Consider the following 21,380-nt stretch of genomic DNA (forward strand, 5'->3'; position numbering starts at 1 on the left):
AACTCCTCCACCATTTGGTAGTTGTATTTTGTCATAATCATTATAATTACAATCAACATCCAATTGGAAATAATTTTTTATGGAGGAATTTAAATGAAAGAGCGGAATGAAAGTCATTTTTGGATATTTGTATTAATAGGAATCTTTCTTATTATAACAACAACTGGTTTCGCCCGTATGGCATATGGAATTATACTGCCATTTATGCAGGAAGGACTTCACTTATCTACGGCTCAATCAGGTATGCTAGGAACCATACTTTTTTTAGGTTATTTATTAACTGTAGGAACATCTGGAATATTTACTATCCGTTTTGGCGCAAAATCAGTTTTATTAATAGGCAGTTGGTTCGTCGTTATAAGCTTAATGGGATTAGCGTTTGTTTCTTCGTTTTGGATAGTTGCTTTTTGTATGCTATGTGCTGGAGCTGGTAGTGCTCTTGTATATACACCACTCATGTCAATAACGGTAGGGTGGTTTCCAGACAAAAGAGGAACTGTAATGGGATTGTTATTAAGCGGTGCAGGTATAGGTATGCTATTTAGTGGAATAATTGTTCCTTATGTAGTGCGCACATTTCCTGAGTATAGTTGGCGTGGTGCATGGTTTTTGTTTGGAGTTATTACATGTATCATTGTATTTGCCGCTTCAGTTGTTTTGAAAAATCCAGAAGTTACTGAAGATGAGCAAAAAATGAGTAATAAATCGTTTTTATGGAAAACGAAAGAACTATATATCATTGCATGGATGTATTTTATTGTTGGTGTTGTATATTTAATTCCAAATTTATATCAAACTAGTTTTATGATTGATAGTGGTATCTCAGCATCAATTTCGGGGACTGTTTATGCAATTGCTGGCATCTTTTCAATCGTAGGAGCATCTGTCTGGGGATTTATTTCGGATCGAATTGGTATAAAGAAGAGTTTATGTAGTGCGCTTTTATTAGCTATTATAGGTGATATGGCTCCAATTATATTTGGAAATATAACTGGTTTTATCGTGTCGGCAATTATTTGGGGTTCTAGCCTCGGAGGTATACTATTATTAATTCAAGTTGCAGCTTCAAAGCAAGTATCTCCGAAATATGTCTCAATGGCAATTAGTTTTATATCTGTTTTCTATGCAGTTGGGCAAATGATTGGACCTGGAATTGCGGGCTGGGTTATTGGGAGAAGTGGTTATGCATTAGCTTATGTATTAGGTGCTTCCGGTTTCTTTATGTGCATATGTATGGGGTTATGCTTAAAAAGAGGAAATCTTACAAACTCAGCGTATTTAGAGAAGTGAGTATTGTCATGAAATGAATCTTTTTAACAGGAGGGAAGAAAAATGGTCCATGTGAAAGATGTATTAGCAGATCAGTTATTAGCAAATGCGAATGATCCCAGTTGGTATATGCCATTTTCAGATGCAGTTAAGGATTTATCTGAGAGGGAAGCTTTCTGGAAACCGAATGAAGAGTGTAATAGTATAGCCGAAATCGTACAACATTTACTGTATTGGAACTCTACGTGGCAAACTAGGTATAAAGAATCACATGTTAATGCAGTACCCGCTATAGGAGATAATAATAAAAGTTTTATGCTTTCAGATAATCAAACTTTCGATGAATTACGGGAAAAACTACTAGAAAAACTGCTACAATGGCAAAATCTCATAAATGAAGAAAAGGTTGAAAGTGATGTAGTGGGATTTCCTGTTTCTGCAAAATGGTGGGAAGTGTTAGCGAATGTAACAACTCATAATGCATATCATATTGGGCAAATTATTTACATCCGAAAATTACAGCAGAGCTTTGATAATGAATAAAATAATAGTTCTCAAATTAGGTGAACAAAAGTGGACAAAACGAGACAGATGTCTCATTTTGTCCACTTTTTTATTATGAAAGAAAAGAGAAAAACTATTAAATCAAGGATTAGAATTTGGCACGGTACTTGCAATATAAAAGATGATCAAGAAAATAGGAGGGCTGGACATGTTAAAAACAACTGAAAGTAAAGGGAATGAAATTACGAAAGAACAAGCTCGTTGGATGTATGAAAAAATGTTAGAGATTCGTAAGTTTGAAGATAAGGTGCATGAATTGTTCGCACAAGGCGTTTTGCCAGGTTTCGTTCATTTATACGCAGGTGAAGAAGCGGTAGCAGTTGGTGTATGTGCCCACTTAACGGATAGTGACAGTATTACAAGTACACATAGAGGTCATGGACATTGTATCGCAAAAGGTTGTGATTTAAATGGTATGATGGCTGAACTTTTCGGGAAAGCGACAGGATTATGTAAAGGTAAAGGCGGTTCCATGCATATTGCGGATTTAGATAAAGGAATGCTTGGTGCTAATGGCATTGTAGGCGGGGGTTTCCCACTTGCTTGCGGTTCAGCATTGACAGCTAAATATAAAGGAACAAAAGATGTAAGTGTTTGTTTCTTCGGTGACGGAGCAAATAATGAAGGAACATTCCATGAAGGGGTTAATTTAGCGGCGATTTGGAAGTTACCAGTTATTTTTATTGCAGAAAATAACGGTTACGGTGAAGCAACTACCTTTGAATATGCTTCAAGTTGTGATTCTATTGCGGATCGTGCAAAAGCTTATAATATTCCAGGCGTTCAAGTAGATGGAAAAGATCTTCTAGCTGTATATAAAGCTGCTGCAGAAGCAGTGGAACGTGCGCGTAATGGTGATGGTCCAACAATTATTGAATGTATGACATATCGTAATTACGGTCATTTTGAAGGTGAAGCGCAAACATATAAAACATCAGAAGAAAAAGAAGAACATTTAAATGAAAAAGATGCGATTGTGAATTTCCGTAAGCATTTAATTCATGAAGGTTTATTAACGGAATCTGAACTTGTTGATATGGAAAAAGCAGTAGATGATGCAGTACAAAGATCCATTGAATTTAGTGAAAATAGTCCATACCCAGACGATGAAGAATTATTAAAAGATGTATACGTTTCTTACAAATAAGAGGAGGGTGAAAAATTATGACTAGAACAGTAAGTATGTCAACTGCAATTAATGAAGCGATGAAAATCTCAATGCGTCGTGATGAAAATGTAATTTTAATAGGTGAAGATGTTGCAGGCGGTGCACAAGTTGATCATCTGCAAGATGATGAAGCTTGGGGTGGTGTTCTTGCTGTTACGAAAGGACTTGTACAAGAGTTTGGCCGAAATCGTATATTGGATACACCAATTTCTGAAGCGGGTTATATGGGAGCTGCGATGGCAGCTGCTGCAACTGGGTTACGTCCGATAGCTGAGTTAATGTTTAATGATTTTATCGGTAGTTGTCTTGACCAAGTATTAAACCAAGGTGCGAAATTCCGTTATATGTTTGGAGGTAAAGCAAAAGTACCCGTTACAGTACGTACGATGCATGGTGCTGGTTTTAGTGCAGCAGCTCAGCATTCACAAAGTTTGTACGCATTATTTACGAGCATACCAGGTATTAAAGTTGTTGTTCCTTCCACGCCGTATGATGCAAAAGGCTTATTATTAGCAGCAATTGAAGATGATGATCCAGTAATCTTCTTTGAAGATAAAACACTTTACAATATGAAAGGTGAAGTGCCGGAAGGGTATTATACAATTCCTTTAGGAAAAGCAGATATTAAACGAGAAGGTTCTGATGTAACAATTGTCGCAATCGGAAAACAAGTTCATACAGCACTTGCAGCTGCAAAGCAATTATCGAAAAAGGGGCTTGAAGTAGAAGTAATTGATCCACGATCTTTATCACCGCTTGATGAAGATACTATTTTATCATCTGTTGAAAAAACAAATCGTCTTATCGTTATTGACGAAGCGAATCCAAGATGTAGTATCGCAACAGATATTGCGGCAATTGTAGCGGATAAAGGTTTTGATTTGTTAGATGCACCTATTAAACGAATTACAGCACCACATACACCTGTTCCGTTCTCACCACCACTTGAAAAGTTGTATTTGCCAACGCCAGAAAAAGTAATTGAAACTGTATCAGAAATGATTGGAGACCAATCTTTATTACATGTGTAATAAAACGATGAGAAGGGAGAGAGACACATGGCTGTAGAAGTTGTAATGCCGAAGTTAGGTATGGCGATGAAAGAAGGTATTATTACGAGCTGGAATATTAAAGCAGGCGATAATGTAGCAAAAGGAGAACTGATTGCTAGTATTAATTCAGAAAAAATTGAAACGGAAATTGAAGCGCCAGCTGATGGTACGGTACTTGATATAGCTGTAAGTGAAGATGAAGGAGTGCCGCCTGGTACTGTAATTTGCTACATCGGTAAACCGAATGAAAAAGTAGAAATGCAGGAAAGCATACATGTTATAGAAGAAAAAACATCTAATATAGAAGTACAAAATATACAAAATCAAGAACCAAATGGGAAAGAAGTATCGAAGCAAAGAATTAAAATTTCACCTGTAGCGAAGAAAATTGCAAAGTCTGAAAATCTGGATATCAAGGCATTAGTTGGTACAGGTCCTGGCGGAAGGATTACAAAGGCAGATGTATTAAAGGCGCTAGAAGAAAGAGTAGCAAATCCAGAAGTACCTGAACAAGAAGAAAGTACAGTCGTTCCTGTTACTGGTATGAGAAAAGCAATTGCGAGTCGTATGCATGCAAGCTTACAAAATAGTGCGCAATTAACATTAACGATGAAAGTAGATGTTACAGATTTAGTTGCATTACATAAAGACATAGCGGAAGTTGTACAAAAACGATACGAAAACAAACTAACCATTACGGATTTCGTTTCTCGTGCTATTGTATTAGCGCTTAGAGAGCATAAAGAAATGAACAGCGCTTATATAGATGATGCAATTCATCAATTTGAACATGTGCATTTAGGCATAGCAGTCGCATTAGAAAAAGGATTAGTCGTTCCAGCTATTCGCTTTGCAAATAATTTATCTTTAGTAGAGTTGTCTAAAGAGATTAAGGATATGGCACAAAAGGCGCGAGCAGGTAGCTTAAGTAGTGATGATATGCACGGAACGACATTTACAATTAGTAATTTAGGTAGCTTTGGTATTGAATATTTCACACCTGTATTAAATACACCTGAGACTGGTATTTTAGGTATTGGCGCAATTGAACATGTTCCTGTATATAAAGGGAAAAAATTAAAAAAAGGTAGTATGTTACCTTTAAGTTTAACATTCGATCATCGTGTACTAGACGGTGCACCAGCAGCTGCATTTTTACGCACAATTAAATATTATTTAGAAGAACCTATAACAATTCTTTTATAAAGAGAAGGTGAGAGAATGAGTAAATTAGTTGTAATTGGAGGCGGACCAGCTGGATATGTAGCGGCAATTACCGCGGCTCAAAATGGAAAAGAGGTCACTCTTATTGATGAAGCTGACCTTGGCGGAACGTGTTTAAATGTTGGGTGTATGCCGACGAAATCATTGTTAGAAAGTGCAGAAGTGCATGACATTGTGAGAAAAGCGAATGATTATGGGGTTACGCTTAATACAGGAAGTATATCAATTGATTGGGATCAAATACAGGCAAGGAAATCACAAATCGTAATGCAACTCGTCCAAGGAATACAATATTTAATGAAGAAAAATAAAATTAAAGTTATAAAAGGAAAAGCGAAATTCGAAACGGATCATCGTGTGCGAGTTGTACAAGGAAATAAAGAAGAAGTAGTGGATGGAGAGAGGTTTATTATCGCAGCTGGTTCCGAACCTACAGAATTACCATTCGCTCCGTTTGATGGAAAATGGATTTTAAATAGTAGCCATGCGATGTCTCTTGAGAGTGTACCATCTTCATTGTTAATCGTTGGCGGTGGTGTAATAGGATGCGAGTTTGCAAGTATTTATAGTCGCCTTGGGACAAAAGTTACGATTGTTGAAATGGCACCGCAATTATTACCAGATGAAGATGAAGATATCGCACATATTTTAAGAGAGAAATTAGAAAGTGATGGCGTAGAAATATTTACAGGAGCTGCTTTAAAAGGATTAAATAATTATAAGAAGCAAGCTTCATTTGAATATGAAGGTAGTATCCAAGAAGCTAACCCGGAATATGTTCTCATTTCTGTCGGCCGAAAACCACGTGTACAACAATTAGATTTAGAAAAAGCAGGGGTTCAGTTTTCAAATAAAGGGATTGCTGTGAACGAACATATGCAAACGAACGTATCACATATTTACGCAGCTGGTGATGTGATCGGTAGAATTCAGCTTGCTCACGTTGCCTTCCATGAAGGAACGACAGCAGCATTACACGCAAGTGGAGAAGACGTGAAAGTAAATTATCACGCTGTGCCTCGATGTATATACACAGCTCCAGAAATAGCTAGTGTCGGGTTAAGTGAAAAAGGTGCAAGAGAACAATATGGTGATATTCTCATCGGAGAATTTCCTTTTACAGCGAACGGAAAAGCTCTTATTTTAGGAGAACAAGTAGGGAAAGTAAAAGTCATTGTGGAACCTAAATACCAAGAAATTGTAGGGATTTCTATTATCGGTCCTTATGCAACTGAACTTATTGGTCAAGGAACCGTAATGATTCATACAGAAGTTACCGCTGATATAATGAGAGATTATATTGCAGCACATCCAACTTTATCTGAGGCGATTCATGAAGCGTTAATGCAAGCAGTAGGACATGCTGTACATGCTTAAATAGAAATATGATAAACCACTATTCTCTAAATGAAAGAGAGAATAGTGGTTTGAATTTTTATAGAAGAAATTAAATGTCTTATTACTATTTAATTTCAATCGCTGAAGTAATATCGTTCCAATCAGCAGCTAAATTAGCAGTTTTACCGTACCAATCAGCATGTTTAAATAAAACGCCTTTTCCATATCCTTGTGTTGAAGTGTGCTCCCAAAGTGTCGTTGAATAACTTGCAGAAGGTGACGCTGTACTTACAGAAGAAATTCTGTCATTCCAGCTAGACGGTAAGTTTTTAAATCCGCTGCTCCAGTAAATGTATTGGCCACCTTTATCTTTATGTTCATAAAAATCAGTACTACCAGCACCGCTACCTAAAGGATTAATTTTATTTTTAATTGCTTTTTTATCCTTTTCAATATACGCATCTAATGTTTCACGACTAGTAAAACCATAAGCTAGCCAATCCCCATTTTCATTTTGCTCTGGTAATACCATAGTAATTTGGATATTTTTCTTATCCTGATCATTTAATTTTGCAAATGAATTAACATTTTGTTCATCCACTTTTAAATAATCAAATGACTTAATTGTGTTGCTTTTTTCTTCAGCACTTACCGCACCTAGTCCTCCAGTTAATGCAAAACCCGCTACTAATGTTCCTGCTACTAATTTCTTCAACATATAACCATCCCTTTTTGTTTGAATTTTTGTACAGGTGAATCTTGTACAGCTAAAATGTATTCTAATTTTATACTTTTGTAAATATTCTGAAGTTTTAGAAATAATAGGCGGAATATTTACAGTTTTACATTTTTTCTTTAGAAAAAATAGTTATTGGAATGATATAATAAGTGGATATATTGTTTTTACTGGATTTAAAAATGTTTTAGGAGAGGTGTCATTGAAATATTTTACAAGAGATTGGTATAAAAAAATGCAAGTTTTAGAATTTGTAAGTTTTATAGAGTCTATAAAAGAATGGTCAGAAATGGATATACAAAGTTTAAAGGAAGAAATAGAGGAAAGGAAAATAGATTTATTAAAATTCCTTCCTGAATCGATATACTCAATTATACAAAACATCACAATTAATTCAGAATACCCATCAGGTGAACTGAAAAAACGTATGCAAAAGTGGTCAACAGATTATGAGAAAAGAGTGGCACAATTAGATCAATTATACGTAGAATATTTTAATTCCATTGAGAAAAAACTTCCGTCAAATGTCGCTCAGTTACACAAGACATCACTACACGATAGTGTAATTAAAGTAATAAAGAGAGAATCAGAAGATACTTTGTCTATCGTATTAGATTGCAGTGGTACTTTTAGTGAATTTGATAAACTTGAAGTAACCTTTATAGGAGTAACAAAGTGTTCTATGCCGGAAAACTTTGAAAATGCTTGGTGGTTATATCATGAAATAGCTCTTACTGAAGATGGTTTTGAACTAGGTGTTTTATTTGACTCTCCATTTAGAGAAGTGACGATTTGCGCGGCAGATGTATTACTTGTGAAGAAATAATGTTGTATGGAGTATTACAAACGTTTGACATAATAAAAAAATAAAGTTATTGTAGATACATGAAGTCTACAATAGGGGCTGTATTATGAAATATTCTAAAGCTACAAATTATGCTCTTCATACAATGCTTTTTCTGGCAAAGGCTACACCAAATAAGTTAGTTAGTGTTCACCAATTAGCAGAAATGCAAAATGTTTCACCAACGTACTTGTCTAAAATACTAACTAAGTTGACGAAGGAAGGGATGATACATTCATCATCTGGTCCAAAGGGCGGTTACTCGCTTAGTAAGAATTGGGAAGATATTTCATTTTTAGATATTATACATGCAATTGAAGGTAAAACATCATTGTTTGAATGTTGTTTACATGACAAACCTGGATGTTTAATTAATGAAGTAATGCTCGCAGCAGAAGAGAAAATGGAAGAAGAGTTACGAAATCAAAAAATCGTAGATCTTGCGAAAAAAATAAAAGTGGATTTTTAATCTGCTTTTATTTTTAAATTAATTAAGGATAAAAAGACTCTTTGATATCTTTAATTGTAGTTAGAAAATGATATGAAGAAGGAGAGAAGATGATGACTAAATTTTGGAATGATCGATATAAATCAGATGAATATTTTTACGGGGAAGAACCTAATACATTTATTAAAGAACAAGCATTTCGTTTAGCAAATCACAATAAAGTAATAGCATTTGCGGAGGGAGAAGGTAGAAATGCTGTATTTCTAGCAAGACAAGGGAACGAAGTAACAGCTATTGATTATTCGGAAGATGGATTAGAGAAGACAAAAAAATTGGCAGAGAAGCATAATGTAAACGTGCATACAAAAAAAGTAGATTTATTAGCTGATAGTTTGCCAGAAAATGAATATGATGCAGCAATTATGGTATTTGGACATTTTCATGATGATTATAAAAAAATGATATTAGGTAAAATGATACAAACGATAAAGCCTGGTGGTTTAATTATGTTTGAAGTTTACTCAAAAAAACAAATAAACTATGGTACTGGTGGGCCAAAAGATGTTGATATGCTGTATGATCCAATTGATATTCTTACTTGGTGTGAAGAACATAAGGTAATTCATTTCTTTAATGGAGAACAAGAGCGAGTTGAAGGGAAAGGGCACACTGGTTTAGCTGATGTTATTCAAGTTGTTATTAGAAAATGAATATAAGTGTTAATGAAAGGTAAATGTATGAATGTAAAAAGACCAGTCATTTAAGACTGGTCTTTCTATTTAGATACTAAATTATCAAGCTTCCAATATGTATTTGTTAACGGCGCAGCTTTGCTATCTATGTATAAATACATATTATTTAAATCTTTTGGTGAAGTTTTCAGTTCAAACACAACGTCAGTAGTTAAAGAGAATTCGTGTGGAACATTTTTATAGTGCTCGTCATCTATCGGATGAGCTTCACCTTCATATTTCTGACCAGTTTTTTCATCTTGTATGAAATATTTTATTTCCGAAAGATCAATAGTTTGTCCATCGTCCCGAACATTATTAATCATAACACGAGTAGTAAGGCGTCGCTCTTTGTCTATTTTTTCAAACTTTGCATTTTCAACTGTTGCTCTATAGTATTCGTTTTTAACTATTTCTCCATAGTGCATTGCATTCTTTTCGAGAGCGCTCTTTTCTTGTTTTGATGTAGTATTGCTATTACATCCTGTTAATATTCCAGTAAATAATAATGCTGTACATGTCGTTTTGATTAATGATTTCATAGTAATCCCTTTCTGTATTAAAAAGTAAAACATAGGAATAATTTTACATCAACAGGAAGGTAAATGGAAGTATTTTTGCGTAATATACAGATATACATTTATTTGGTTGGCAAATTATTGGGATAGAAAGAGGGAGAAGGTTGTATAAAACGGAATAAATAAGAACTGAAAATATTGTAAAACAGAAGGGGCATATATATAATTAAAATAAAGTTTAAGTTTCTGAATCTTCAATAACGGTGGTGATAACATGTTTACTGAAGAACGTCGAGAGAGAATCTTAGAACTACTTAATACAGATGGAAGAGTAATCGCAAAGGAACTTGCGGAAAGATTTGATATGTCTATTGATTCTATAAGAAGAGATTTGTCTATTATGGAAAAGGATGGTTTATTAAAAAGAACGCACGGAGGTGCAATTGAACTTACGCGAGTGAGGAACTTAGCTGCGGAACCAGCTAAACGTTATAGTGATAGCTCAATATATGAGGACACAATTGCAAAAGTTGCGGCATCTTATATACAAGAAGATGATTCTATTTTTATTGGCGGGGCTTCCATTCATAATGCGATGCTGAAATATTTACCGGAAGTATCATTTACGGTTATTACGAATTCTATAGAAATAGCTGGTCATCTAAGAGAATATAAGAACATCGATACATATTTAATTGGTGGAAAAGTAAAGCCTTCAGGAAATATTACTGATACATTTGCCTCTGAATTGATAAGTAGATTTTCTATTGATTTTTATTTCTCTACAGGTGGAGGCATTTCATTACAAGGTATTAGTACTGCAACACCTGAAGTTGCTTATTTTAGTAAAAGAGTAAGTGAAATTGCTAGAAGAAATATTTGTTTAGCTCCGCATAATAAACTTGGAATAGATTGTTTTATAAGAGGAGAGTCTCTAAAAGAAATTGACCTTATTATAACTGACGAAGAGGCTAGTAAAGAAACTGTTCAGGAATTTGAGAAACAAGGTAAACAAGTTGTAATAGCGCCATTATATTCATTTGAAAGGAGTTTGACATGATTGTAAAAGAGCAAGAGTTTCATATAAATGGATTAACTTATACAATTCGTTCTGCAGCTGAGAAAGATGCTGAGCAGTTATCGAAAATTAGAGTTCAGATTGATGGAGAAACTGAAAATATGGATAGAGATGCTGGAGAGGGATTTATAGATGACCTAGGGTTTCAAAAAATAATAAAAACAGATAGTGAAGAAACGAAGAATCTCTTTTTAGTTGCAGAAGTGCACAATCGAATCGTTGGATTTTCAAGGTGTGAAGGATCAAATTTTAAGAGATTATCTCATAAAGTGGAGTTTGGTGTTTGCATTTTAAAAGAGTTTTGGGGATATAAAATGGGTAAGAGCCTATTACAACAATCTATTAAATGGGCTGACGAAAATGCAGTAAATAAAATATCTTTACAAGTATTAGAGACAAACGAGAAAGCTATTCATCTTTATAAAAAAATAGGTTTTGAAGTAGAAGGCATTTTGAAAAATGACAAAAGACTATCGGATGGAAAGTATTATAATACGGTAGTGATGGGAAGATTTACTAATACTTTTCATAAAAGAGGGGAAGAGGTATGTTTTACAGAAGGAAGTACTATGTAGTGAAAAATGAATTCATAGAAGTATTTAATGATCATTTCAATAATACGAACTTACCTAATCAATTAAAGCATGGTTCTAGGCTAATAGGACGCTGGATGAAAGATAATAAGAATGGTACGTCTGAAGTATTTGCCATATGGGAATATGATAGTTATGAACAGTATAATGAAATAGAATCGAAAATTAGAAGTGACGAGAGGCATATTAAAAGAATACATGAATGGTATGAAAACCATGGCGGGAAAGAATATGTTTTACAGGAGTACATAGTAGAGATGAAAAATGAAGAGTTAGTATGTACTGTAAAGTAACAGAGGGGTGAGGGATAATAGAAATTAGAACAAAATTATATTTTAGTTTAGCATCCACTATTTTATTTGCAATAGCCGTGATTGTTTTCTTTATAAATGGTAATCCACAAAAGTGGTTTTGGTTATGTATTTTCTTTGCGTCCATTATACAAAATATAGTGCTACTAAAAAAGAATAAAGAAATGCATTAGGATATTCAAATTATTAACATATTTGTGTCGTCTTGCTAGTTTTATTGAAAACGCTTTTATTCAGTTTTATAATAAAAGTATGTTTTATAAATCTCCAAAACAATTAAAAGGGAGATGATACAATGTTAGCTTCACCGTTTTACTTACATACATGGAAAAAGTTTATTGATGAAGGAGTCCTTGATTCGAACCGTATAAACGAAAGAATTTCAGAATCATGGTACCGATGTAAACAAGCAAATGTGAATCCTCATATGAGTAAAGGTCAGAAAATTTTGTCTTCTGTTTTTTTTCAAGAACAAAAGAAAAAGAGTGAAATTTTCCTTGATATAGCATTACCTCAAATACAAAATATGAGAAAAACCATTGATGAACTACAAATGATGGCATTATTAATCGATCCAGATGGTTATGTTCTATCGTTAAGTGGAAATAAACAAACGTTAAAGCGAGCGAAACATATTAATTTTATTGAAGGTGTAAAATGGACGGAAGCAGCTGTTGGCACAAATGCAATTGGAACAGCGCTAGAAATTGAAGAAGCTATTATGATAAGTGGTACTGAACATTATACCGTGGCATCTCATAGCTGGAGTTGTGCGGCTGCTCCCATTCATAATGATGATGGGAAATTAATTGGTGTTCTAGATTTCTCGTGTCCAATTGAATTTTCGCATCCATATATGCTCGGTATGGTAACTTCAATTGCACATGCGATAGAACGTGAATGTAGCATAAGAGTTCATCAAAATGAATTACACTTAATTCATCGTTTTTTAGATGTTATTGATAGTGATGAACAAGTAGTTATTTGTAATCATCGTGATGTTATCGTTTCTGCGAGTAAGAGCGTTCGTGAACGAATAAATAATTGGTCAAGAATGAAAGTTGAAGAGTTAATGCACCATGGATTGGAAACTAAATTAGAGATACCGGTATATAGTAATGAAAGAATGATTGGGAAATGTATGTATTTAAAGGAAAACAAACAAATGAATACATATTCTACTTTCACATTTATAAAAGGAATTACTTTTCCAGGAGTTACCGGGACAAGCAGAGCATTTCAACACACACTAGAAGAAATTAAGCTTGTTTCACCGACTGATGCTAGTGTGTATGTATGTGGTGAGACAGGAGTAGGAAAGGAATATGTCGCGAGAGCGATTCATGAAAATAGTCCAAGAAAAGACGGGCCCTTTATAGCTGTTAACTGCGGTTCTTTGCCTAAAGAATTAATGGAAAGTGAATTGTTCGGTTATGCTGAAGGTGCATTTACAGGTGCGCGACGTCAAGGATATAAAGGGAAATTTGAACAAGCAAACGGAGGAACATTATTTTTAGATGAAATTGGTGAAGTACCACCAGAGATGCAAGTAGCATTATTGCGTGTTTTACAAGAACGCACAATAACTCCAATTGGGAGTTCAAAATTGGTACCAGTAAATATTCGTATTATTACTGCCACACATAAAGATTTACTACGGTTAGTAGAAGAAGGGAAATTCCGTCAAGATTTATATTATCGTTTGCACGTTTATCCGTTATATGTTCCATCGTTAATAGAAAGAAAAGAGGATATCCCATATTTTATACAACACTTTTGCGAACGGAAGAATTGGAATGTTGTATTTCCAAAGAGTATATACAATCAATTTTTACAACATACATGGCCCGGAAATATTCGGGAACTAGTAAATGTATTAGAACGTATTTACATTTTGTCGCAAGGACGGGAAATATGCGAAAAACAAGTCGTTTTTTTGATACAAACAATGATGGGAAATCAAGAACAACTTGAGTTGCAAGCTGAAAATAAAACAGAACATACATTACATTTTCGCGAAAAAATACAGCGTGATAGCATGATTGAAGCATTACAAAAGACAAATGGAAATGTTTCGTTAGCTGCAAAACTATTAAATGTACCCCGTAGTACATTTTATAAACGAATGCAAAAATATAAGTTATAAAGTAGATTTTTGCAATCTACTTTTTCTTTGTGGGCTCATGTTCTGTCGGAATGTGCGCTTACCGGGGAAATAATAGAATTGTTAGAAGGGAAATTTCCTAATGGAGGTTAGTGTGTGAAGTACATTGAAATTGGAATCGGGAATAGGTGGTTTGTTCGAACGGAAACTGAAAATAAAGATGGGACTGAATTTGAAGAACGAGGTATTATAAAACCTATTTATTTTGAGTCATTATACGTACGTATTTGGTTTCGGAAAACTTGTTTTATTTTTGATACGAAAGAGGGTTTTAAGAAAGATAAGAAGAGAAGGGTTGAATATAAATTTATTGTTGGAATTGTAAGTAGACTGAATAAAGAAAAAGTGGGCTAACATGCGTAGTTATATTGGACAGGAAATTCTTTTGACTTATATCAAATTCATGAAAAGCACATTTACTAAATATAAATTGTTAATAAAACCGCTAAGAAAACTTAGCGGTTTCTTTTTAAAAAGGGGGGATTTGCGTATGAATAGGATCGTAACTGTTTTACTTGCAATTATTATAATGGGGTATTCCATTTATAGTTGGAATGATACTTCGGAACTGAGTATGCTAATTTTACAAACGCTTTTAGGGTTTATGTTAGTTAGCTTAGGCGTGCAAAATTTAAAAAATAACGAAAAAGAAAATAGAAGTATAGGGATTGCTTTACTACTCGTGGCTTTGCTTTTAATTGTTGTATCTTTAATAAAATATTTTGTATGAATAAGTTTTTAAATTAATAAAAAATGATTATTTATTGAATCCCCCTCACAATAAAAAGTTAAAATTCTACTTGTATTTCACTATATAAAATATGGCATAATGATTTAGTTAAAATAGAAATGGATAGGGTATTTGAGAGGGGCAGTATAATGAGTTTTGCAATTGAAATAGTAATAAAAGCACCATTGGATGTTGTATTTGACTACATAATAGAAGATGAAAAAATAAAAGAATGGAATACGTTTATAATAGAAAATCGCTATCCTTCAAATATGGATAAAGAGAATCCACGTGTAGGAGATAAATATATTACTGTTCAAAAAGTCGGTAAGAAAATATTCGAGGCTGAAGTAGAAATCCTTGAATACGATGCACCGCATATTATTTCACTTGGTAGTGAAATGAAGCAAGGATATTCAGCAATGACTTATATGTTAGAAGAAGATGAGGAAGGTACAGCACTAACATTAATTTCAGAATATGAACCTAGTAATTTTTATTATAAAATGATGTATAAGTTAACAGGCTGGATTTCACGAGGTTTAACTATAGAACAAATGGAACGTCTAGCAGAATGTGTAGAAGCTGCTTATAATAAAGAAAATTAATATTAAAGACATATTAAGAGAAAAACGTTACTCAAAGGATTGAGTAACGTTTTTATTATTTGAAGATTTTTCATTGAAAATTTTAATAGCTCGTTCAAATATTTCTTGATCAATACGAAATCTTTCTGTTATCCAATAAGTAAGTTCAAAAGAGGTAAGGTTATGTTCTTTTTTCTTACCTTGGAAATATTGTTTTAAAACATTATCATTTATAGAAGTTGGAATGCCATCGATATAACCAAAAATTTGAATTTTCTTTAGTACAGGAGATGTACGCCAATCGTTAGACCTTGAAATAAGTTCTTTCATACTTGATAAGTGTATTGGCTCTGCATGTAAGATTTTTGCTGGACCTGGATTTCTAGCAATTTTAATCCTATTATTTGAGACTTCATAAGTGAAAGTTTCTCTTACATTACTTACTTGAAAAGATTCATAAAGTGGGTAAGCTTGGAATAAAGGCGCGCAGTAACCAACATCGACATAGTAAGGTTTGTCTAAGTTAACTTGTAAGCATAAATGTCCGGGGTCCATATACATATAATGAACATCAAAACCAAGATTTGATAATAACCAATGAAATCCAATCGAGTGCGTCCAACAAGTACCGCCCAGACCTTTTGTTGTAATGCGGTTTATGTATGTCTCAATGGAAGGGAAATAATTACCTGTTTCATTACCTTTTTCCTAGTCGATTATTTTAGTAAGAGTTTCCCACTTTACTTTTTCTTGATGAGCTTTAATAAGCTCATTTAAAAACTTTAAGCTAGTAGGCTGTTTTGTCGTACCTAAAAATGATAGGAAGCTATTTACTAGTTGTACTTGGGTCATTTTCTTATCCTTTCTATATAGAAATTGCTATTGGTATTATTATACAATAGGTGTCAGAAAATACAGTTGTTTATTATTGGAGTGGGAGAGAATTATATGTCGATGTCACTATATTATAAAAAAATCCGTGAGCAATTAGGCTGTGAACTAATTCTAATACCGAGTATAGCTGCTGTTATTAAAAATGAGCAAGGGAAAATCTTATTTCAATATCCTGGTGGAGAATACTGGAGTTTGCCAGCTGGAGCAATTGAACCTGGAGAAACTCCAGAAGAAGCAGTAATTCGGGAAGTATGGGAAGAAACAGGATTGAAAGTACAAGTAAAAAAACAAAAAGGGGTATTTGGAGGGGAAAGGTTCCGTCATATATATCCGAATGGCGATCAAGTAGAATATATTGTTGTTGTGTTTGAATGTGAAATTACTAGTGGAAAACTGAAATCGATAGATGGTGAATCTTTAAAACTACAATATTTCTCATTTTCTGAAAAGCCTCCTTTAGCACTACCATACCCGGATAATATATTTTTATAGATGTAAAATAGCACACCTTATTTATTGAAGGTGTGCTATTTATATAACCCGGTCGTATACATCTCCGTTAACGTATACACAATTTCCTCTAATTTAATCTTTTTGTCATTTTGCATAATAGTCCAAAGAAACGATTCATTCATCGCGAACCAACCGCGTGCTACAATCTCTTTATTTAAATTAGGTTGTGCTAATCCACTTTCTTGAGAGTAAGTAATATCCTGTTTAATGCTTGTTATAAAACGTTCCCGAATCTCATCCCATTTTTGCCGTATTTCTCTTGATAATCCTATCGCTTCCTCTACAACTTGCAAAATAGCGCGTTCTTCATCTGCTAATTGCAGGAATGCTCTAACTTGATTTTGGATCATTATACGTGCTTCCTCTTTTGTTTGTGGAGAAAAAGAGCGTTCAGCGATATTATAAAAACGATTCATAACATCTTCCATTAAACTAATTAGGAGATCATCTTTGTTTTTGAAGTATACATATGCTGTTCCGTAACCAGTTTCTGCATGTTTAATAATTTGTGTAATTGTCGTTTTTTGAAATCCATTATTTATAAAAATAGTGTAACCAGAGTGTAATAGTTTCTTCTTGGTTTCTAAGGAGCGGTGTTTTCTTGATGAAAGGGTACTGTTTTTCAAAGAATCACCTCTTTATACTGAAATATCTGAAAATATAACTGTATTGTAAAAGAAATTCATATATAAAGTCAACTGACATAATATCATTGACGTCGTATCAATTGAGGTGATATATTTCAATTAGTTAGAATAAAAAGAAAATTAAGAGAAGGTGACACCATGTATAAAGAACCATTTCAACCGAATTATGAATATGCGCTTGAATGTGATAAACATGATGAACTGAAAGATTTTCAAACTGAATTCTATAAAAAAGAAGGAACGATATATTTAGATGGAAACTCATTAGGACTACTTTCAAAAAGAGCAGAGAAATCGTTACTTACTTTGCTAGATTCATGGAAAGAGTATGGCATTGACGGCTGGACAGAGGGTGAGTATCCTTGGTTTTTTCTCTCGGAGAAATTAGGTGAGTTGACTGCACCTCTTATTGGAGCTTTACCAGAAGAAACTATTGTAACCGGTTCCACGACGACAAATATACACCAAGTGATTGCCACATTTTATGAGCCGAAAGGAATACGTACAAAAATTCTTGCGGATGAATTAACATTCCCGTCAGATATATATGCACTTCAAAGTCAAATTCGTTTAAAAGGATTAGATCCAGATGAACATTTAGTAAGAGTGAAAAGCAGAGATGGTAGAACACTTTCTGAAGAAGATATTATCCATGCGATGGAAGATGATATCGCTTTAATTTTATTACCTTCTGTTTTATATAGAAGTGGTCAAATTCTTGATATGAAACGTTTAACAACGGAAGCTCATAAACGCAGCATTCACATTGGATTTGATTTATGCCATTCAATAGGATCTATTCCGCATCATTTCAAAGATTGGGATGTCGATTTTGCTGTTTGGTGCAATTATAAATATTTAAATGCAGGACCGGGTGGCGTTGCAGGAATTTATGTAAATAGTAAACATTTTAATAGACTGCCAGGGTTGTCTGGATGGTTTAGTTCTAGAAAAGATAAGCAGTTTGATATGGAGCATACATTAACAGCTGCCGATCATGCAGGTGCTTATCAAATTGGTACACCGCACGTATTAAGTACAGCACCTTTAATTGGTTCACTTGAAATTTTTAAAGATGCTGGTATTGAACGTTTACGCGAAAAATCTTTACATATTACAAGATATATGCTGAATTTAATTGATTACGAATTAAAAGATTTCGGATTTACAATTGGAAATCCATTAGAGGATGAAAAACGTGGCGGGCACATATATTTAGAACATGCAGAAGCAGCACGTATTTGTAAAGCGCTAAAAGCAAATGGAGTAATCCCTGATTTCCGAGCACCTAATGGAGTAAGACTGGCGCCGGTCGCTTTATATAACACATATGAAGAAGTGTGGAAATCTGTACAAATATTAAAGAAAATTATGAAAGAAGAAGAGTATAAACAGTTTGAAAATAAGCGAGAGGTTGTGGCATAAGCATGAAAACATCAGAGTGGATTGATATTTCACAACCGCTAAATAATGATATTGCAACGTGGCCAGGAGACACACCGTTCTCATATGAAGTTTCATGGTCAAAAGAAGAAAGTGGCTCGGTAAATGTAGGAAAGTTAACGATGAGTATTCATACAGGTACTCATATTGATGCACCATTTCATTTTGATAATGATGGAAAGAAAGTATTAGATTTAGATGTTCAAGTTTATGTTGGCCCAGCACGGATTATTGACGTTTCTAATCTTGAAAGCATCGGAAAAAAAGAACTAGAAAGTTTTCACTTAGAAGGTGTAGAACGATTATTATTACGTACATCTTCACATGGGAAAGCTGAAGAATTTCCAGTTGTGATCCCTCATTTACGTGCTGATATAGCGCCGTTTCTTTCAGAAAAAGGAATACGTTTAATTGGAGTAGATGTACCATCAGTTGATCCATTAGATGATAAAGAATTAGCAGCGCATCATCAATTATTTAAACATGGAATTCATATTTTAGAAAATGTCGTACTAGATCATGTAGCAGACGGTGATTATGAATTGATTGCATTACCACTTGCATTAACTGATGCGGATGGAAGTCCAGTTCGAGCCGTTATTAGACCAATATAAGTAGAATCATATAAAAGGGGCGTTTGGCTAATATGAAAGAAAATGAAAAAGTGATTATGGAAAAAGGGATTCATACGGATTTTAAAGAGAATATGACGTATGGGGAGTATTTACAATTAGATAGTTTATTATCTTCTCAAAAAAGATTATCAGACCATCATGATGAAATGTTATTTATCGTTATTCACCAAGCAAGTGAGCTTTGGATGAAGCTCATTTTACATGAGCTAAATGCGGCGATTGAATCTATTAAACAAGATAAATTACAACCAGCTTTTAAAATGTTAGCACGTGTATCAAAAATTCAGTCTCAAATTATTCAATCTTGGGATATTCTTGCGACATTAACACCATCAGAATATATTGAGTTTCGTGATTCACTCGGTCAAGCTTCAGGTTTTCAATCGTATCAATATCGTATGATTGAGTATGCACTTGGCTATAAAACGCCACATGCATTAAAAATTTATGAAAAGGATCCAGAATTACATGCACGACTTCATAAAGCGCTACATGCACCAAGTCTATATGATGTCGCGATTCAAGCATTAGTAAAAGAAGGATTCCCTATTCATAAAGATGTGTTAAACCGTGATATTACGCAGCCTTATGAAGAAGATGCAACAGTAGAAGCAGCATGGTTAGAAGTGTATGCGGATGTGAAAAAATATTGGAATTTATATCAGCTTGCTGAAAAATTGATTGATATTGAAGACTGGCTACAACAATGGCGTTTCCGTCATATGAAAACAGTAGAAAGAATTATTGGACATAAAATGGGTACAGGTGGATCCTCCGGTGTTTCTTATTTAAAGCGAGTACTTGATCAACAATTCTTCCCAGAGCTTTGGAATGTTCGTACGAAATTATAAAAATAAACCTGTCAGTTCATTATGGCTGACAGGTTTATTTTTATTTGAGCACAATTATGTTTAAAATGAAGGAACAAGATATAATAAATGGATTAACTATTTAAATGGAGGTAAAGTTTTTGGATTTCAAGCAACTAGAAAATAAATTCGAAAAGAAAAAAGTGAATACATTTCTTGTTTATCAAAAAGGACAATTAACAACTGAGTATTATAAAACACCCGAATGTGCAAATAACTTATATAAAATAAATTCGATTACAAAAAGTATCGTATCTTTATTAATTGGTATTGCAGTTGATAAGGGCTATATAAATGATATACATACACCGATCACAGAGTGGATTGAAAATGTACCTAGGGGAAAACATAATTTAACACTATATCACTTATTAACAATGACTACTGGTGAGGACTGGAAAGAGTTTGGGAATGGAGTAGTATTCCCAAATGACTTTGTAGAATCAGAGAACTGGGTACAGTACATATTAGAAAAGCCAATAATTGAAGAACCTGCTACAAAAATGAATTATAATTCAGGTTCTTCTCATTTACTGAGCTATATTATTCAAGAAGCTACTGGAATGTCGACAGAGCGGTTTGCAAAGAAATATTTATTTAATCCATTAGAAATTAACGAATACGAGTGGCAACAAGATCCGCAGGGTATATATGTCGGCGGCTTCGGTATGAAAATGAAATCTACCGATTTATTAAAATTAGGAAAATTATGTTTGCAAAATGGATATTGGAATGAAAAAGAAATTGTATCAGCGAAATGGTTAGAAGAGTCAAGTAGGGCGCATTTTGAAACATATGAACATGTCGGCGCATATGGATATCACTGGTGGGTATTACATACCGAAAGATTTCACATACCGTATTGTATATATTTCGCTATGGGATACGGCGGACAATACATCGTTATCATTCCTCAGTTAGAAGTAGTAGCTATTATAAGTAGTCATATGCCAAAACGTGGGCTCGTTCCATTAAAACTATTTATTGAGCATGTACAGGGAAATTCTAATTATATATAAGAAAA

24 protein-coding genes and 1 pseudogene are annotated in these 21,380 nt (G+C 33.9%); 21 read left to right on the forward strand and 4 right to left on the reverse strand.

All coding sequences use genetic code 11. From position 1 onward, the window contains the following. Positions 1–93: 93 nt before the first annotated feature. The 6 genes from AU379_RS10070 (at position 94) to lpdA (ending at position 6,654) form a co-directional block, all read left to right on the forward strand. On the forward strand, positions 94–1,290 hold the full coding sequence (locus tag AU379_RS10070; RefSeq protein WP_061139192.1) for an MFS transporter: 1,197 nt from the start codon (positions 94–96) through the stop codon (positions 1,288–1,290). A gap of 42 nt (positions 1,291–1,332) precedes the next feature. Further along, the gene (locus tag AU379_RS10075; protein ID WP_023522154.1) at positions 1,333–1,812 is read left to right on the forward strand and encodes a DinB family protein; all 480 of its coding nucleotides are present in this window, start codon (positions 1,333–1,335) and stop codon (positions 1,810–1,812) included. Positions 1,813–1,981: 169 nt separating this feature from the next. Continuing rightward, on the forward strand, positions 1,982–2,980 hold the full coding sequence (gene acoA, locus AU379_RS10080; protein WP_000921275.1) for an acetoin:2,6-dichlorophenolindophenol oxidoreductase subunit alpha: 999 nt from the start codon (positions 1,982–1,984) through the stop codon (positions 2,978–2,980). A 17-nt stretch (positions 2,981–2,997) separates the two neighbouring features. Beyond that, the gene (gene acoB, locus AU379_RS10085) at positions 2,998–4,032 is read left to right on the forward strand and encodes an acetoin:2,6-dichlorophenolindophenol oxidoreductase subunit beta (RefSeq protein WP_061139193.1); all 1,035 of its coding nucleotides are present in this window, start codon (positions 2,998–3,000) and stop codon (positions 4,030–4,032) included. 27 nt (positions 4,033–4,059) lie between these two features. Further along, positions 4,060–5,259, forward strand: coding sequence for a dihydrolipoamide acetyltransferase family protein (locus AU379_RS10090; RefSeq protein ID WP_061139194.1), 1,200 nt, complete (start codon positions 4,060–4,062; stop codon positions 5,257–5,259). A gap of 15 nt (positions 5,260–5,274) precedes the next feature. Then, positions 5,275–6,654: a dihydrolipoyl dehydrogenase gene (gene lpdA, locus AU379_RS10095; RefSeq protein ID WP_061139195.1), complete on the forward strand. Its 1,380-nt coding sequence runs from the start codon at positions 5,275–5,277 to the stop codon at positions 6,652–6,654. 85 nt (positions 6,655–6,739) lie between these two features. On the opposite strand, the gene AU379_RS10100 is transcribed toward lpdA, so the two are convergent. Next, a complete protein-coding gene (locus tag AU379_RS10100) occupies positions 6,740–7,333 on the reverse strand; it encodes a hypothetical protein (RefSeq protein ID WP_000914430.1) in 594 nt (197 codons plus the stop codon). A gap of 220 nt (positions 7,334–7,553) precedes the next feature. Here AU379_RS10100 and AU379_RS10105 point away from each other — a divergent pair, with 220 nt between their 5' ends. The 3 genes from AU379_RS10105 (at position 7,554) to AU379_RS10115 (ending at position 9,353) form a co-directional block, all read left to right on the forward strand. After that, positions 7,554–8,177: a DUF4085 domain-containing protein gene (locus AU379_RS10105; RefSeq protein ID WP_000873445.1), complete on the forward strand. Its 624-nt coding sequence runs from the start codon at positions 7,554–7,556 to the stop codon at positions 8,175–8,177. Positions 8,178–8,262: 85 nt separating this feature from the next. Continuing rightward, positions 8,263–8,664 (forward strand): Rrf2 family transcriptional regulator, encoded by a 402-nt coding sequence (locus tag AU379_RS10110; protein WP_000877650.1) that lies wholly within the window; start codon positions 8,263–8,265, stop codon positions 8,662–8,664. Positions 8,665–8,753: 89 nt separating this feature from the next. Then, entirely contained in the window at positions 8,754–9,353 is a 600-nt protein-coding gene (locus AU379_RS10115) for a class I SAM-dependent methyltransferase (protein WP_001987438.1), read from the forward strand. Between the two features lie 65 nt (positions 9,354–9,418). Here AU379_RS10115 and AU379_RS10120 read toward each other — a convergent pair whose 3' ends face one another. Next, positions 9,419–9,916 carry a hypothetical protein gene (locus AU379_RS10120; protein WP_000838470.1) on the reverse strand — a complete coding sequence of 166 codons (498 nt, stop codon included), beginning with the start codon at positions 9,914–9,916 and terminating at the stop codon, positions 9,419–9,421. 250 nt (positions 9,917–10,166) lie between these two features. On the opposite strand from AU379_RS10120, the gene AU379_RS10125 reads away from it, so the two are divergent. From AU379_RS10125 to AU379_RS10155, 7 genes are all read left to right on the forward strand, one after another. Beyond that, positions 10,167–10,952, forward strand: a complete 786-nt coding sequence (locus tag AU379_RS10125) for a DeoR/GlpR family DNA-binding transcription regulator (protein ID WP_000493656.1) — start codon at positions 10,167–10,169, stop codon at positions 10,950–10,952. Next, positions 10,949–11,545 carry a GNAT family N-acetyltransferase gene (locus AU379_RS10130; RefSeq protein ID WP_000635674.1) on the forward strand — a complete coding sequence of 199 codons (597 nt, stop codon included), beginning with the start codon at positions 10,949–10,951 and terminating at the stop codon, positions 11,543–11,545. The genes AU379_RS10125 and AU379_RS10130 overlap by 4 nt, the downstream gene beginning before the upstream one ends. Then, complete coding sequence (locus AU379_RS10135; RefSeq protein WP_000499993.1) at positions 11,518–11,856, forward strand: NIPSNAP family protein; 339 nt, start codon at positions 11,518–11,520, stop codon at positions 11,854–11,856. The genes AU379_RS10130 and AU379_RS10135 overlap by 28 nt, the downstream gene beginning before the upstream one ends. A 313-nt stretch (positions 11,857–12,169) precedes the next feature. Beyond that, positions 12,170–14,020, forward strand: a complete 1,851-nt coding sequence (locus AU379_RS10140) for a sigma-54-dependent Fis family transcriptional regulator (RefSeq protein ID WP_000881384.1) — start codon at positions 12,170–12,172, stop codon at positions 14,018–14,020. 114 nt (positions 14,021–14,134) lie between these two features. Continuing rightward, a complete protein-coding gene (locus AU379_RS10145) occupies positions 14,135–14,392 on the forward strand; it encodes a DUF3977 family protein (RefSeq protein ID WP_000873842.1) in 258 nt (85 codons plus the stop codon). A gap of 136 nt (positions 14,393–14,528) precedes the next feature. Further along, the gene (locus tag AU379_RS30235; RefSeq protein WP_061139196.1) at positions 14,529–14,768 is read left to right on the forward strand and encodes a DUF3953 domain-containing protein; all 240 of its coding nucleotides are present in this window, start codon (positions 14,529–14,531) and stop codon (positions 14,766–14,768) included. Positions 14,769–14,917: 149 nt separating this feature from the next. Beyond that, positions 14,918–15,376 carry an SRPBCC family protein gene (locus AU379_RS10155; protein WP_000006412.1) on the forward strand — a complete coding sequence of 153 codons (459 nt, stop codon included), beginning with the start codon at positions 14,918–14,920 and terminating at the stop codon, positions 15,374–15,376. 27 nt (positions 15,377–15,403) lie between these two features. Here AU379_RS10155 and AU379_RS10160 read toward each other — a convergent pair. Then, a pseudogene (locus tag AU379_RS10160) lies at positions 15,404–16,207 on the reverse strand (arylamine N-acetyltransferase). Between the two features lie 96 nt (positions 16,208–16,303). Between AU379_RS10160 and AU379_RS10165 the strand changes: the two are divergent. Then, positions 16,304–16,741, forward strand: a complete 438-nt coding sequence (locus tag AU379_RS10165; protein WP_000062913.1) for an NUDIX domain-containing protein — start codon at positions 16,304–16,306, stop codon at positions 16,739–16,741. Between the two features lie 35 nt (positions 16,742–16,776). Here AU379_RS10165 and AU379_RS10170 read toward each other — a convergent pair whose 3' ends face one another. After that, positions 16,777–17,388 carry a TetR/AcrR family transcriptional regulator gene (locus AU379_RS10170; RefSeq protein WP_000798538.1) on the reverse strand — a complete coding sequence of 204 codons (612 nt, stop codon included), beginning with the start codon at positions 17,386–17,388 and terminating at the stop codon, positions 16,777–16,779. Between the two features lie 159 nt (positions 17,389–17,547). Between AU379_RS10170 and kynU the strand changes: the two genes are divergently transcribed. The 4 genes from kynU (at position 17,548) to AU379_RS10190 (ending at position 21,375) form a co-directional block, all read left to right on the forward strand. Next, on the forward strand, positions 17,548–18,834 hold the full coding sequence (gene kynU / locus AU379_RS10175; protein WP_061139197.1) for a kynureninase: 1,287 nt from the start codon (positions 17,548–17,550) through the stop codon (positions 18,832–18,834). Between the two features lie 2 nt (positions 18,835–18,836). Further along, positions 18,837–19,466, forward strand: coding sequence for an arylformamidase (kynB, locus tag AU379_RS10180; protein ID WP_000858062.1), 630 nt, complete (start codon positions 18,837–18,839; stop codon positions 19,464–19,466). Between the two features lie 32 nt (positions 19,467–19,498). Then, complete coding sequence (gene kynA, locus AU379_RS10185) at positions 19,499–20,338, forward strand: tryptophan 2,3-dioxygenase (RefSeq protein ID WP_000661957.1); 840 nt, start codon at positions 19,499–19,501, stop codon at positions 20,336–20,338. 119 nt (positions 20,339–20,457) lie between these two features. Continuing rightward, positions 20,458–21,375 carry a serine hydrolase gene (locus tag AU379_RS10190; RefSeq protein WP_000346265.1) on the forward strand — a complete coding sequence of 306 codons (918 nt, stop codon included), beginning with the start codon at positions 20,458–20,460 and terminating at the stop codon, positions 21,373–21,375. Positions 21,376–21,380: the final 5 nt, after the last annotated feature.

Source organism: Bacillus sp. JH7 (genome assembly GCF_001563515.1).
Classification (GTDB): Bacteria; Bacillota; Bacilli; order Bacillales; family Bacillaceae_G; genus Bacillus_A; species Bacillus_A cereus.